The sequence below is a fragment of the Peribacillus frigoritolerans genome (assembly GCF_030676415.1).
Taxonomy (GTDB): domain Bacteria; phylum Bacillota; class Bacilli; order Bacillales; family DSM-1321; genus Peribacillus; species Peribacillus frigoritolerans_A.
The window spans coordinates 193,729-208,262 of the sequence record NZ_JAUUTW010000002.1; the positions used below are offsets into that span (position 1 = coordinate 193,729).

Sequence of the window (14,534 nt, forward strand, 5' to 3'; positions counted from 1 at the left end):
AACGTTGAAGGCCGAATTAATTTAGGTGGAATTAAATGGCGGTAGGCCGAATAAATGGTTTCATGCCGACTTTCAGGCCGATTGATACAATCCAGCTTAATTTTGGCCTGAAAATTGAATCTCCTTCTTTTTAAAAGGTTCAGGGAATATAAGGAGTGTTGCAAATGAAATGAAGGAATAATCAGCTTCCTTCCTTCATAGATTGATATTGGTATAGGTACCGTTTCCTGAAGCTGAAAGGAGGAGTTGTCTTGTCGCAAGAAAATGAATCGTATTTACGATTTTCTTTAGAGGAATCCGTTTGGTTCCAGAAGGGACAGGAAGTGGCTGAGCTATATTCCATTTCCCTTGATCCAAATGTGTCGATTCAAGAAAGTGATCAATATGTTTTTATACGAGGCTCGTTAGATTTAAGCGGTGAATACAAAGACTCGCAAAATGGTGAAGAAGAGGAGTTTTCGCAGACCTTTTTGCCAAAAGCGGTTCAAAAGGTCGAGAGGCATCCCAATGGACTTAATGAGTTCACACACCGTTTTCCGGTTGATATAACGATTCCGAATAATCGGATTGCCTCATTGGATGAGGTTGATGTCTCGATTCAAAGCTTTGATTATGCCATGCCAGAGCATAACTGTTTGAAATTGCAGGCAGACCTTTTGATAACAGGAATCTATAATGATTCATATGTGGAAGAACGGTTCGATACTGAGCAGGAAGTTGGGGAAACAGAGGAACAGGAAGAAACGGATGGGGAAACTGAGTCATATATTCCTTATGCAGCTGCAGTGCCGCCAATCCCGGATTTTCAGCCTGTTTTCCGTGATGAGGAGGAAGAAGAGTTATACACGCCTTTTTCTGCAGAGGCAAAACGAGTTTCTGAAGCAAACGAAGAAGAAGAAGAGGAACCGATTTATTTAAGCGATCAGCATAATGCCCCAGTTTTTGAAATTCCCGTTTCACCATATCCTGAAGAGGAGGAGTGGGAAACGGAAGTGCATAGACAGGAAGAAGCTGTAGAAGAAGAAGTAATTGGTGATCCGCCTGACTCCACGGAAAAGGTACCTTCCATGGGAGAGGCGAAACTGGAGGAAGAACCAAGCAGGCGGGATTCCATGGAGAAGATGGAGATTCCTAGAGTGACAATGAGAGAAGAAGTAGTGGAAAAGCCAAGTCTTGCAAACAATCATCAAACTAGCTCTGATTCAAATTTAGAAACCGAGGATGTCATCCGGCAGGAAGAAGATGTTGCAGCGGGTCCTATCCTTAATGAGAATGTGAAGGTGGAGCAGGAAGAGGAATCCAATTCGTCCATAAGCGATCTATTCAAAAAGAGGGAAAGACCTGCGCCTCCGGCTAAGGAGGGTAAGAATTTCAAACGCAGGAAACAAGCCGCGGAACGTGATGATAAAGAAACGGCCGATCAGGATGAAAAGCAGCTTTCCATCATGGATTTATTCGGACGGAAACAAGAAGAAGAACTGGTAAGGATGAAGGTTTGCATTGTTCAGCAAGGGGAAACGCTTGATGACTTGGCTCAACGATATGATGTTACGGTTCAATCGATACTTTTCAGTAATGAATTGGAGTCGAATCAGAACGTCCATGAAGGGCAAGTCATCTATATACCGAAGGCGGTTGCATATAAGAATTGACCAGGACAGAGAGCAGAGCATATGGTCTGCTCCTGTTTTTTAGGTGCTAGAGTAATCGGATTGTTTAGTTTTTTTAGAGAAAGTGAGTGAGTCTCGTGAGGGAAAACGAGAATCAGCAGCCTGCCAATCGGGATCGGGACACAGAGACCGTATTGAAGGAATATGCCATGTATGTACAATATATTGAGAACTTCGGGCGTGTAAAAAAAGTATACAGTGATCGCGGTACATTTGCCTTGAAATCCATGTTGCCGCAGAACGGCATTGATTTTATCAAAAATGTTCAAAAACTGTACCATCGCGGCTATAACCGGATCGTTCCCATTTATCAAACGATGGATCAGCGTTACGCCGTTCTTCATAATGGACGTTTGTATTACCTGATGCCCTGGCTCAATAATGAAAGGGACGGGGAGCGCGATGAAAAACATAAGCAAATGTTCAGGGAGCTTGCTCGGATGCATACACTTTCCGTTAAGGAAATACAAGTCGATATGGAGGAACGGGAAGCCCATTATGAGCGGACGCTTGATGCCTGGAATAATGAGAAGGACTTTATGGATGAGTATATTGTCAGCTGTGAAAAGAAGTGGTATATGTCTCCATTCGAACTGACGGTTTGTTCTTTCTACACTGATATTTCACAAGCGCTGAAGTACTCGATCAAGAAGTTTGAAACCTGGTATGAAAAAACGAAGGATAGTGAAAAGGTTCGAACCGTGGTCACGCACGGAAAGGTTTCTTTGAAGCATTTCATTTATGATGAGCGGGGATATGGCTACTTCATCAATTTTGAGAATTCGAATACGGCTCCGCCGCATTTCGATTTACTGCCATTTCTCGTTAAATCGGCCAGGACCTATCCTGTCCAATGCGATGACTGCGTTGACTGGCTTTATAACTATTTTCGTTACTTTCCGATGAAAGAAGAAGAATTGCTGCTCATGCAAAGTTATCTGGCATTCCCTGGATCAGCTTTGGAATTGGTGAAGGTTTATTCCGATGGCAGGAGCCATCGTTCAGAGCTTGATAATGTTACTCAACTGCAGCGGCAATTTTGGCTTTTGAAAAATATTGAATATATGGTGATGAAAATCGAAGAAATCGAACAGCAGAAAAAGGCTGCTGCCGAGGCTGCGAAAGCGGAACAATCACCCCCAAGCTAAATATACATGATTGGATCATCTCCAGTCATGTATATTTTTTTGCTGTAAGGGAATAATTAAATCCAGTCGAAATGCAAGGACATGGCCAGGAAAATAAAGGCGATTAGCAGGAGCATATCGAAGAATGTCGGGAAAATCAGCGTACGTAATCCTTGGAATACGATAAAGGGGACGATGAACTGCTGGCAGACACCGCGGAATTTCTTCACCCAAGGCGGTAAAGTATAGGGAGTATATCTTCGCTTCATATTATTACCTTCCTTTTTAGGACTTCTTATATTCTATGGGTGAGCAGTGGAAATGGTGAAACAGCCGTCACATTCACTGTTCCTGGAGGATAAAATAAAGAAAATGAACGTGAATGTATCAAATGGGATGATTCCTGAGAAAGTAAGCGAAAAGATGATTGACTGGAGCCCCATATTTTTTGTACTATATACTATATGCATTCAATGATTTTACATATGAATATAAATCAATGCAAAGACCGGAAATAGTAAGATGAAATGCACTTTTCAGAGAGGAAACCAACTTGGTGCGAGGTTTCCAGGCAGCAGCATCCGAAGTCGTCCGCGAGCAGTCTTCGTGAATCTCTTAGTAGCGAAGGCCGGTGAAGAGCCGTTATCCGATTTGAGAGCCGGAAGAGATTTTTTTCTTTTTCGGAAAAAAGGTGGCACCGCGAACAACTTCCTTCGTCCTTTTGTGATGATGGAAGTTTTTTTTATGCCCAAAAAGGAGGAAATGATATGGAAGAGAACCAAATTTCTATGCCGACTAAATATGATCCGCAGACGATAGAGAAAGGCCGCTATAAATGGTGGCTTGATGGAAAGTTTTTCGAAACGACGGGTGACGATGAAAAAGAACCATATACGATTGTCATCCCGCCGCCTAACGTGACAGGTAAGCTTCATCTTGGCCACGCTTGGGATACGACACTTCAAGATATATTGACACGCATGAAAAGGATGCAAGGCTATGATGTTTTATGGTTACCAGGCATGGACCATGCCGGTATCGCCACTCAAGCGAAAGTAGAACAGAAACTTCGTGCAGAAGGCGTGAGCCGTTATGACCTTGGACGTGAAAAATTCGTAGAAGAGACATGGAAATGGAAAGAGGAATATGCGAGCCATATCCGTGAACAATGGTCAAAGCTGGGTCTTGGACTTGATTATACACGTGAACGCTTCACCCTTGATGAAGGGCTCTCAAAAGCTGTGCGCGAAGTGTTCGTTTCGCTTTATAACAAGGGGTTGATTTATCGCGGCGAATATATCATCAACTGGGATCCATCAACGAAAACGGCGTTATCCGATATCGAGGTTATTTACAAAGATGTGCAGGGTGCATTTTACCATATGAAATATCCGTTGGTTGACGGATCAGGTGAAATTGAAATTGCCACCACCCGTCCAGAAACGATGCTTGGCGATACTGCCGTTGCTGTACACCCTGAAGATGACCGTTATAAACACTTGATCGGCAAAATGGTCCGCTTGCCAATTACAGGCCGGGAAATCCCGATTGTCGGTGATGATTATGTCGATATGGAATTCGGTTCAGGCGCGGTCAAAATTACTCCAGCTCATGATCCGAATGACTTCGAAATCGGGAACCGTCACGATTTGGAGCGCATCCTTGTCATGCATGAAGATGGCTCGATGAATGAAAAAGCCGGTAAATATGAAGGCATGGACCGTTTTGAATGCCGTAAACAAATCGTCAAGGACCTTCAGGAAGAAGGAGTACTCTTCAAAATCGAAGATCACCTTCACTCGGTAGGCCATTCAGAGAGAAGCGGTGCTGTTGTTGAACCATATCTATCGACTCAATGGTTCGTTAAAATGCAGCCGCTGGCTGATGCATCCGTTGAGCTTCAAAAAGGAACCGATGAGGAAAAAGTTCATTTCGTACCGGACCGTTTCGAAAAAACGTACCTGCATTGGATGGAAAATATCCGTGACTGGTGCATTTCCCGTCAGCTTTGGTGGGGTCACCGCATTCCAGCCTGGTACCATAAAGAAACAGGTGAAGTGTATGTAGGTCACGAAGAGCCTGCGGACGCTGAAAACTGGGAACAAGATACAGATGTTCTGGATACATGGTTCAGCTCGGCATTATGGCCGTTCTCGACGATGGGCTGGCCTGACAAGGACAGTGTCGATTTCCAACGTTACTATCCAACCGGGGCACTTGTAACAGGCTATGATATCATTTTCTTCTGGGTATCGCGGATGATTTTCCAAGCTCTTGAGTTCACAGGTGAACGACCATTTGAAGATGTGCTGATCCACGGTCTGGTTCGTGACGAACAGGGGCGCAAGATGAGTAAATCGCTTGGCAATGGTGTCGATCCGATGGATGTCATCGATCAATACGGTGCCGATTCCCTGCGTTACTTCTTATCTACGGGCAGCTCGCCAGGCCAGGACCTTCGTTATAGTACGGAAAAAGTGGAAGCGGTTTGGAACTTCTCCAATAAGATTTGGAACGCATCCCGTTTTGCTTTGATGAACATGAATGGCATGACCTATGACGAAATCGATTTAAGCGGTGAGAAGTCTGTAGCCGATAAATGGATCTTGACGCGTTTGAATGAAACGATTTCAAACGTAACCAGACTTGCGGACCGTTATGAATTTGGTGAAGTGGGCCGTGTGCTTTACAACTTCATTTGGGATGATTTCTGTGACTGGTATATTGAAATGGCGAAGCTTCCGCTATATGGCGAAGACGAAGCAGCTAAGAAAACGACGCGCTCGATCTTGGCTTATGTACTGGATAACACGATGAGATTGTTACACCCGTTCATGCCATTCATTACCGAAGAAATCTGGCAGAACCTACCGCATCAAGGTGAGTCCATCACTGTTGCCGCTTGGCCGGAAGTGAATGAAGGGTTGACAGATACAGCTGCCGCCGAGGAAATGAAGCTGCTTGTTGAAATCATCCGCTCCGTCCGTAATATCCGTGCTGAGGTGAACACACCGCTAAGCAAAAAAATCAATTTGATTTTAAAAGCGAAAGATGAGTCCATCTTAGGGACTTTACAGAAAAACAGCAGCTATATCGAGCGTTTCTGTAATCCTGAACAATTGACGATCGGAATCGAAGTCGAAGAACCTGCTCAAGCCATGACAGCTGTCGTAACTGGCGTAGAATTAATCCTTCCGCTTACAGGATTGATCAATGTTGACGAAGAAGTGAAACGTCTTGAAAAAGAACTCGACAAACTTAATAAAGAAGTTGAGCGCGTACAGAAAAAATTGGGCAACGAGGGCTTCGTTAAAAAGGCGCCTGCAAGCGTCATCGAAGAAGAACGTGCCAAGGAAAAAGACTATAGCGAAAAACGCGACTCTGTAATCCACAGGATCAGCGAACTGAAACAACTGTAAAACAAAAGGATGAACCAGCTTGAAGCCGGTTCATCCTTTTTGTGTTTAAACGCTATTTAAGAAAAATATTCCGTTAGGAGGATATTCTTTCTTTTATGAATGTAAGGAACTCCCATACGATATTCATATCACTTAGTGCACTTAATGTCCGGCTGCCGACGACATCCTCGATTTCGTTGAGCATGAGGCTGCCATCTTCGGCAAATATGAAATCGATACCGACCAAGCCAAAATCAAACGACCTCATTACTCTTTCAACAAGGGCTAATTCAGATGCAGTCAGCTCATATAGAGAAGCCGATCCGCCCAACGTATAATTTGCCTTGAAACTGGAAGCGGATTCCCTAAGTACAGCAGCCTTCACCTTTTTACCAATTACAAAGACGCGGATATCTTTACCGAATAAGCCAGGTTTTTGGACTATCCAATTTCCATCATTCAGTTCGGCAAGATCATCGGCATGCTCGATTAGATATACTTGTTTCCCGCCGCGGCCACGTGTTTCTTTTGCGATGAAAGGGAACTCCATGTCATCGGCACTCGGCCTTCCGTTACAATATACGGTATCGGCCATTGGAATCCCCAGCGAAGACAAATATTGATGCGTCTTTGCTTTGTCATTCGCGATTTCCGATACGAAGGAGGAATTAAAGCAAGCAATCCCCAGTTGCTCCAGTTGCTTTGTAAAAAAAGGGTCGATGGTCCGGACGATAGCAAAGTCTGGCAATGAAATTGGCTGCGTCTCATATTCGACGTACAACTCGTTGAAACGATGACCGATCCTAAGGTCTTCCCGGAAGTGAAAGTGTAAATCAAGATCAAGCTTACTGGCTTCGTCAAGCATCCAATCTATGTATCCCTTATTTTTCACGGCATCCTCACGGTTATAAATCAACCAGCCTGACTGTTTTTTCATGATGCACTTCCTTTTCCTAATTCTTTCAAGATATAATCGAACATGCTATCAGCGATGTTGATGCCTGTACATTCATAAATATTCAGTAAATGCGAATTCGAATTCACTTCGCACAAGAGCGGACCTTCTTCACCGAACAACAAATCGACGCCAGCGAAGTCGGCACCCAGAATTTGCGCACATCGGATGGCAAGCTGTGCTTCTTCACTGGTGGGTATATATGGTGCAGCCTGCCCCCCGGCAGTCATATTAGCTCGGAAGTCTTGCTCGGAATGGCGTTGCATCGCTGCTATGACTTGATTGCCCACGACATTCACACGAATATCCCGACCTTTACTGTGCTCGATGAATTCCTGGATGATAAATGGTTTGTGGCCAAGATTACGGATGGTCTTTAGTAACTCATCCTCTGTTTGGATCAAATATACTTGTTCCCCAAAAGAACCGTATGCTTCCTTAACGATAAGGGGATACCCAAGTTCATTGCCGATTTGTATGAAGGCATCCATATTGACCCTTTCAATCCCTTCGTACGTAAAAGGGGGAAATAAGGTTTTCGGCATCGGTATGCCATGCCCGGTTAATGCTTGATGTGTTTTTGCTTTGCTGTCGCAAATATCGATCGCTGTACTGCTGTTATATACGGGGATGCCGAGCAATTCCAAATGGCGGGCCAAATGAATGTCTTTATCCATGAACAGAACAAAATCAGGCAGCTTTTCAAAGGTTCCTTTAAGCAGTGGCACTCCTTTTTCGATTATGGGAATGAGATCTGAATTGCGGATAAGGGTTGCCATGATATCTTTCCTTTCAGCCGCCTCTTTAATGAACAAAGCTAAACTGGAAAACTTATCATGCTGTAAATAGCCGTTAACGACAATCCAACAGTGGAATTCTGAAGGTTTCATGGTAAAACACTACCTTTCATCTAGGTTAATCGTTCATATATTGATAAAATAATCTTAACGCATAAGAGCGGTATAAAGAAAGAGGAGGTTCAACGATATGGTAACGACCATGAAAGAAATCAATCATTTTTTTGAACGGCGCCAAGTTCAATTGGGCATGAATTTTGGTCTATCACGGATGGAAACATTGTTAACTGAAATAGGTGACCCGCACAAGGCGCTAAAGTATATTCATCTTGCAGGATCTAACGGGAAAGGATCAACACTGCAATATATTAAAGAAATCCTGCTTGCCCAAGGGATTCGGGTCGCTTCCTTCACTTCGCCTTATTTAATGCGGATGAATGAACAGCTGAAGATAAATGAGGATGAAATCAGTGATAAGGATTTTATCGCTGTCTTCCGGAAGCTTTGGCCGATCATCCAAGAGATGGACAGTAAGGGGAATGGTCCCACTCAATTCGAAATTTTGACTGCGATGGCATTCTCTTATTTTAGCGAAAAGGAAGTGGATTTGGTTTTGATGGAAACGGGTTTGGGAGGCAGGCTTGATACAACGAATGTCATCCAGCCGTTTCTTTCGATCATTACCTCGATTTCTTTGGAACATACGAACATCCTGGGTAACACACTTGGGGAAATTGCTTTTGAGAAGGCGGGCATCATTAAAAGCGGGGCGCCGATCATCAGCGGAGTCACAGCCGGGGAACCAGCAAAAGTAATCGAAGAAAAAGCGTCATCTTTAGGCGTACCTTATTACCAATTAGGTAAAGACTTTCATGTAGGCAATATAAAGCAAAGTGAACGAGGGCAAAGTTTCACATTTTCGCTTGCCGACAGGTCCATCGAAAATGTGGAAATGCGGATGTTAGGCCGTCATCAAATGGAGAATGCGGCACTGGCCATTGCAGCTGTCACATTAGGAATGGAAAATATCGATGAAAAAAGCATACTTAAAGGAATAGTGGAAGCGAAATGGGATGGCCGCTTTGAAATAATATCGGATGAGCCCTTGGTGATCATTGATGGTGCACATAATCCTGCCGGCATCGACGTACTGAAGGAAACGCTAAAAGTGCATTACCCCGACTATAAGTACCGATTCGTATTCAGTTCATTTAAAGATAAAAATTATTCCGAGATGCTTCATGGACTGGAAACGGAAGCGATGGAAATCATCATTACCGAATTCGACCATGAACGGGCGGCGGATGCGGAAACGCTTTATGAAAAATACAGTCATCCCAATAAAAGTATAAACAAGGATTGGCAGGCGGCGATTACGGAAGGCAGAAGGAAAACAGGGGAAAAAGAGATTCTTGTCATCACAGGGTCCCTTCATTTCCTATCACTTGTGAGGGAGTTCTTAATCAGAGAAGATGCCTAAAGGGATGCCTTTACCGGTGGACTAATCATCTTTCCTTCTACTATGCAGAGAGAACTAGTGAATGATCAACTTAATGAGTAACCTGAAAAAGGATTTTTTCAAAGGTCCTTTTCTCTTGTTAACAGAGTCTCTTGAAAAGAAAGGAAAAAATCTAATAGAGTGATTGATAACAAATCACCAAGTATATTTGTTAAAATATGTTTATATATTGATTCTATATGACTGATGAATAGTAGGTCTACTTAATAAAATGACGGGAGGTATGAATGATCATGAAGAACCCAAGTGTTCATTACATAGCGGAAGGGACTTTTATATTAAGGTTTCAAAGGAAGGCAATCGGATCCTCATGCACTTTGTGTAAATGATGGCAATCCATATCTATCTCTTCGTCTTGGGCCTAATTTTAGGCTCATTCTTTAACGTTGTCGGTTTAAGTGTTCCAGCTAGTCATTCATTTGCGAATCGTCGCTCCGCCTGCCCTTCTTGCGGGCGTACATTGACATTCTTCGAGTTGATACCGGTTATTTCCTATTTGTTGCAAGACGGAAAATGCCGCGGCTGTAAAACAAGGATTTCCCCGCTTTATCCGGCAGTGGAAATGCTGACCGGTGTTTTGTTTGCCTCTGCTCCCATATTCCTTGGCTGGTCGAACGAACTCTTGATTGGCTGGACATTGATTTCATTATTTATGATCATCTTCGTGACTGATGTAGCCTATATGCTCATACCTGACAAAATACTGCTTTTCTTTACGGTGATTTTTATCGTTTTAAGAGTCTCATTTCCACTGTCGCCCTGGTGGGATTCAATTGTCGGGGCAGCGGTTGGCTTTAGTCTGCTGTTATTGATCGCTGTCGTGAGTAAGGGTGGCATGGGTGGCGGTGATATCAAGCTATTTGCAGTGATTGGCCTTGTATTGGGATTGAAGATGGTGCTGTTATCGTTTCTTTTTGCGTGCTTTTATGGGGCATTCCTTGGCATCATCGGGTTGCTGGCCGGAATCCTAAAAAAGAAAACACTTATTCCTTTCGGACCGTATATCGTTTTTGGGACATTGACCGCTTACTTTTGGGGCGATTCCCTTTTACATTGGTATGTAACTTTTTTAAGATGAGCTTAAAGGACCATCTTAATTCAAGAGGAATTTGTCAAAAATCACCTGAGCAATAACGCAGTAGGGAACTATCCCCATTTGGCTGCAAGTGTAGATGACATGGAAGAGGAATATATGTAATTGGTGAGAGGCGATATTGAATAGTTCATGAACCAGAAGTACCAGTACCTGGAATTCCCTTTTGGTTACCCATATATGAATAGGGAAATTTGACGAAACCTATTAATGACAAGACGACAAAAGTCTTGTTATTTTTTTTTACCTCTATGTTAGGATGAGAAAAATGATCTGGAGGGGAGGAAAAAAATTGGGCAAGCCGGAACAAAGCAAGGGTGTAACGATTAAAATAAATGGGGAAGAAAAAGTATTTGCCGATAAAAAGATTGAAAGTCAAGAGGCGGCGAGTAAGGAGCAGGAGCAGGAACAGGAACAGGAACACACAGATGAGAGTTTCGAATGGATACTCCCTGAGGATTCAAACGAAAACAAAATCGTATTGGTTCCCTCACCGCCAAAGAGGAAAATGCCGAAGTTCATCGGTTTTGGTACCGGTTCGCTGAAAAGTTTGGATAAAAGACCGATCAAGACATTCATGATCGCTGTCATTTGTGCTGTTTTTTTTGGGTCGATTCTTGGCTTGATTGCCGTTAAAACGATTACTAAGGAAAAAGCCGAAGTATCTTCGATCGAGACCTCGATTCCAACAGAAGCCACTGTTGAGGATAAAAAAGCGGCAGTGACTGAACCAGGAAACCAGCTAAAGACATTCCTTGTACAGGGAGGAGTATTCAGCAGCGAGGACGCGGCAAGGCAAATACAAAAGAAAATCATGGAAAAGCAGGTTCCTGCTGAAATTTTCAACTTGGAAGAAAGCTATTATCTATTCTTGGGATCGGCAGAGAGTCTAGATGCAAGTAAGGAGCTGGCCTTGTTCTTAAAGTCCTATGATGTGGACGTATATTGGAAGGAAATCAATTTTGAAGCGGCTGGGACAAGCCAAGAAGATGAGGAAACCCTCAACAAGATGAAGGCAGTATATGCTTCGTTGGCAGAGACATCCGCAACAAAGCTTCGTGGAAAGGAAGGGACGGTAAACGAAGGAACCCTTAAAAAAAACATGGATGAACTGAAGGCGGTGAAATTATCGCCGGAGTTTTCGAATATGAACGATCACTTGACTGCTGCCGCAAAGTCGATTGACGAATATGAGACTTCCAAAAATGAAGAAAAGCTATTCAAGGCTCAAGAAAGTCTTCTTGGTTTTTTATTGAATTACCAAAACATATCGAGTTAAGTAAAGAAAAAAGGGGGGCTGCCTGATAGGACAAGCTCCCCAATATGAAACCATCTGTGACACCTTTTTTATTTTCCGGGAAATACTTACAGGCATTTGTCGATTCCTAGTAAACAATAATTGTGGATTGCACCATAATTTGATAGGATAGATATGTATCTCCCTATGTAGAGAAAGGTGACTTTTATATTATGCAGCCATTGATTTTAGCTTCTTCATCACCACGTCGTAAAGAACTTCTTCAATTTCTTCAAATCCCCTTTGAAAGCATGAATTCCAATGTCGATGAAAGTATTGATGAAAACATGTGTCCTGATGCAGCGGTGAAAGAACTGGCCTCCCGTAAAGCGGAAGCCATCGCAGCAAAATTTCAGGAAAGCTGGGTAATCGGCTCGGATACCGTTGTTGTCCTTGATGGTGAGATATTGGGTAAGCCGACAAGCCGGGCGGATGGAAAAAGAATGCTGGAAATGTTATCAGGACGGACACATGAAGTATACACAGGTGTCGCCATCCTATTCGGCAAGCATCGCAGAGTATTCGCAGAAAAAACGGAAGTGACATTTTGGGAGCTGCCAGAAGCTGAAATCGAACGTTATCTGGATAGCGGGGAACCTTTTGACAAAGCTGGAGGCTATGGGATTCAAGGATACGGATCTCTTCTTGTCGAACAAATCAAAGGGGACTATTTCTCAGTCGTCGGGCTTCCGGTCTCAAGACTGGCCCGGGAACTTAAAGCGATGCAGGAAGAGTTAGGATAATCTGATTTCCTCTGGCATCTACCCTTTTCTAAGGAAGGGTTGATCTTTTGAGTGAAAAAATGTTAATACGGGATTACCCGAAAGAAGAGAGGCCGCGCGAAAGGTTTCTGCAGGACGGGCCGCAAAGTCTCTCCAATCAGGAATTGATTGCTTTGCTATTGAGGACGGGGTCAAGGGAGGAATCAGTCCTGCAACTATCCGGCAGGCTCATCAATTCCTTCAAGGGCCTGCGCCTGCTAAAAGAAGCCTCTGTTGAAGAACTGACCGTGATTAAAGGGATTGGTGAAGCAAAAGCGATTCAAATCCTGGCCTCTGTCGAACTTGGCAGGAGAATTAACAAGTTGAATGATCAAGACCGTTATGTGATTCGATCTCCTGAAGATGGAGCTAATTATTGCATGGAAGAAATGCGGTTTTTATCACAGGAACATTTCGTCTGTCTCTATTTAAATACGAAAAATCAAGTGCTTCAAAAAACTACGGTATTCATCGGCAGCCTCAATGCCTCGATCGTGCATCCGCGCGAGGTCTTTAAAGAGGCTTTCAAAAGGTCCGCTGCCTCTATCATCTGTCTTCATAACCACCCCTCCGGAGACCCCTCTCCCAGCAGAGAAGATATTGAAGTGACGAAAAGGTTAGTCGAATGTGGTAAAATAATCGGGATTGAAGTATTGGACCATATCATCATCGGGGAGCATAAATATGTTAGTTTGAAGGAAAAAGGTTATTTATGACACTATCAAAATTTTTGACGATACGATATAATATTGTTTATGATTTTTAAAAGAGGAAACTTTTTCAAAACTCTTATTGTCAAAAAACGACAAATTATTATTTGAACTTATAAAAAGGCATTTTTGTTTACGAAAGGGAGATACCATAATGTTTGGAATTGGCGCTAGAGATATAGGGATTGATTTAGGAACGGCGAATACGCTTGTCTATGTGAAAGGAAAAGGTATCGCAGTACGTGAACCATCGGTTGTAGCTGTGCAAACAGATACAAAGCAAATCGTTGCAGTCGGGAACGATGCGAAAAACATGATCGGCCGTACACCCGGTAACGTGGTTGCACTTCGCCCGATGAAGGATGGAGTAATTGCCGATTATGAAACGACGGCTACCATGATGAAGTATTATATGAAGGAAGCTCAAAAGAAGGGCGTATTCGGCAACAAGCCATATGTCATGATTTGTGTGCCTTCAGGAATTACGGCAGTTGAGCAGCGTGCAGTCATCGATGCGGCTAGACAAGCTGGAGCCCGTGACGCATATCCGATCGAAGAACCGTTTGCAGCAGCGATCGGTGCGGACCTTCCTGTTTGGGAGCCTACAGGCAGCATGGTCGTTGACATCGGCGGAGGAACGACGGAAGTGGCAATCATTTCCCTTGGCGGAATCGTTACAAGCCAATCGATCCGAATTGCCGGTGACGAAATGGATGATGCCATTATCGTTTACATCCGTAAGAACTACAATTTGATGATCGGTGAGCGTACTGCTGAAGCGATCAAAATGGAAATTGGTTCTGCTGGAGACACGGAAGGCGTAGAAAACATGGAAATTCGCGGCCGTGACCTATTGACTGGATTACCGAAAACGATCGAAATTACAGCTGAGGAAATATCCAAAGCATTAAGCGACACAGTTTCTGCAATTGTGGATTCCGTGAAAAACACTTTAGAGAAAACACCACCTGAATTAGCTGCTGACATCATGGACAGAGGCATTGTACTGACAGGCGGGGGGGCTTTGCTGCGCAATTTGGATAAAGTCATCAGTGAAGAAACGCAAATGCCGGTGATCATCGCTGAAAATCCGCTGGATTGTGTTGCGATCGGAACGGGAAAAGCGCTGGACCACATTCATTTATTCAAGACTAAATCAAGAGATTCGCGATAAGCATTACTTCTCAAATAGGGCCGGCTCAACAAA

General features: G+C 43.5%; 12 protein-coding genes and 1 other annotated feature. Of the genes, 9 read left to right on the forward strand and 3 right to left on the reverse strand.

Translation table 11 applies throughout. The features are described from left to right. Positions 1-251 precede the first annotated feature (251 nt). Both spoVID and ysxE read left to right on the forward strand, forming a co-directional pair. Entirely contained in the window at positions 252-1,652 is a 1,401-nt protein-coding gene (gene spoVID, locus Q8G36_RS02915) for a stage VI sporulation protein D (protein WP_305158906.1), read from the forward strand. 95 nt (positions 1,653-1,747) lie between these two features. Beyond that, positions 1,748-2,818 carry a spore coat protein YsxE gene (gene ysxE / locus Q8G36_RS02920; protein WP_305158907.1) on the forward strand — a complete coding sequence of 357 codons (1,071 nt, stop codon included), beginning with the start codon at positions 1,748-1,750 and terminating at the stop codon, positions 2,816-2,818. Between the two features lie 56 nt (positions 2,819-2,874). On the opposite strand, the gene Q8G36_RS02925 is transcribed toward ysxE, so the two are convergent. After that, positions 2,875-3,066, reverse strand: coding sequence for a hypothetical protein (locus Q8G36_RS02925; RefSeq protein ID WP_305158908.1), 192 nt, complete (start codon positions 3,064-3,066; stop codon positions 2,875-2,877). 226 nt (positions 3,067-3,292) lie between these two features. Then, positions 3,293-3,521, forward strand: a binding site (T-box leader). A 43-nt stretch (positions 3,522-3,564) separates the two neighbouring features. Between Q8G36_RS02925 and Q8G36_RS02930 the strand changes: the two genes are divergently transcribed. Then, positions 3,565-6,216, forward strand: coding sequence for a valine--tRNA ligase (locus tag Q8G36_RS02930; protein WP_305158909.1), 2,652 nt, complete (start codon positions 3,565-3,567; stop codon positions 6,214-6,216). Positions 6,217-6,289: 73 nt separating this feature from the next. Here the strand turns inward: Q8G36_RS02930 and Q8G36_RS02935 are convergent, their stop codons facing one another. Then, on the reverse strand, positions 6,290-7,132 hold the full coding sequence (locus tag Q8G36_RS02935; RefSeq protein ID WP_305158910.1) for an ATP-grasp domain-containing protein: 843 nt from the start codon (positions 7,130-7,132) through the stop codon (positions 6,290-6,292). Continuing rightward, a complete protein-coding gene (locus Q8G36_RS02940) occupies positions 7,129-8,040 on the reverse strand; it encodes an ATP-grasp domain-containing protein (protein ID WP_305158911.1) in 912 nt (303 codons plus the stop codon). Before Q8G36_RS02940 ends, Q8G36_RS02935 begins: the two co-directional genes overlap by 4 nt. Positions 8,041-8,137: 97 nt before the next feature. Here Q8G36_RS02940 and Q8G36_RS02945 point away from each other — a divergent pair, with 97 nt between their 5' ends. The 6 genes from Q8G36_RS02945 to Q8G36_RS02970 all read left to right on the forward strand — a co-directional run bounded on the left by Q8G36_RS02945 (position 8,138) and on the right by Q8G36_RS02970 (position 14,501). Then, positions 8,138-9,427: a bifunctional folylpolyglutamate synthase/dihydrofolate synthase gene (locus Q8G36_RS02945; protein WP_305158912.1), complete on the forward strand. Its 1,290-nt coding sequence runs from the start codon at positions 8,138-8,140 to the stop codon at positions 9,425-9,427. A 364-nt stretch (positions 9,428-9,791) separates the two neighbouring features. Continuing rightward, entirely contained in the window at positions 9,792-10,544 is a 753-nt protein-coding gene (locus Q8G36_RS02950) for a prepilin peptidase (protein ID WP_305158913.1), read from the forward strand. A gap of 307 nt (positions 10,545-10,851) precedes the next feature. Continuing rightward, complete coding sequence (locus tag Q8G36_RS02955) at positions 10,852-11,838, forward strand: hypothetical protein (RefSeq protein ID WP_305158914.1); 987 nt, start codon at positions 10,852-10,854, stop codon at positions 11,836-11,838. Between the two features lie 191 nt (positions 11,839-12,029). Beyond that, positions 12,030-12,599 carry a Maf family protein gene (locus Q8G36_RS02960; RefSeq protein WP_192205958.1) on the forward strand — a complete coding sequence of 190 codons (570 nt, stop codon included), beginning with the start codon at positions 12,030-12,032 and terminating at the stop codon, positions 12,597-12,599. Between the two features lie 59 nt (positions 12,600-12,658). Next, positions 12,659-13,333, forward strand: coding sequence for a RadC family protein (gene radC / locus Q8G36_RS02965; protein ID WP_305159031.1), 675 nt, complete (start codon positions 12,659-12,661; stop codon positions 13,331-13,333). Positions 13,334-13,481: 148 nt separating this feature from the next. After that, positions 13,482-14,501, forward strand: a complete 1,020-nt coding sequence (locus Q8G36_RS02970) for a rod shape-determining protein (RefSeq protein ID WP_034308871.1) — start codon at positions 13,482-13,484, stop codon at positions 14,499-14,501. Positions 14,502-14,534 lie beyond the last annotated feature (33 nt).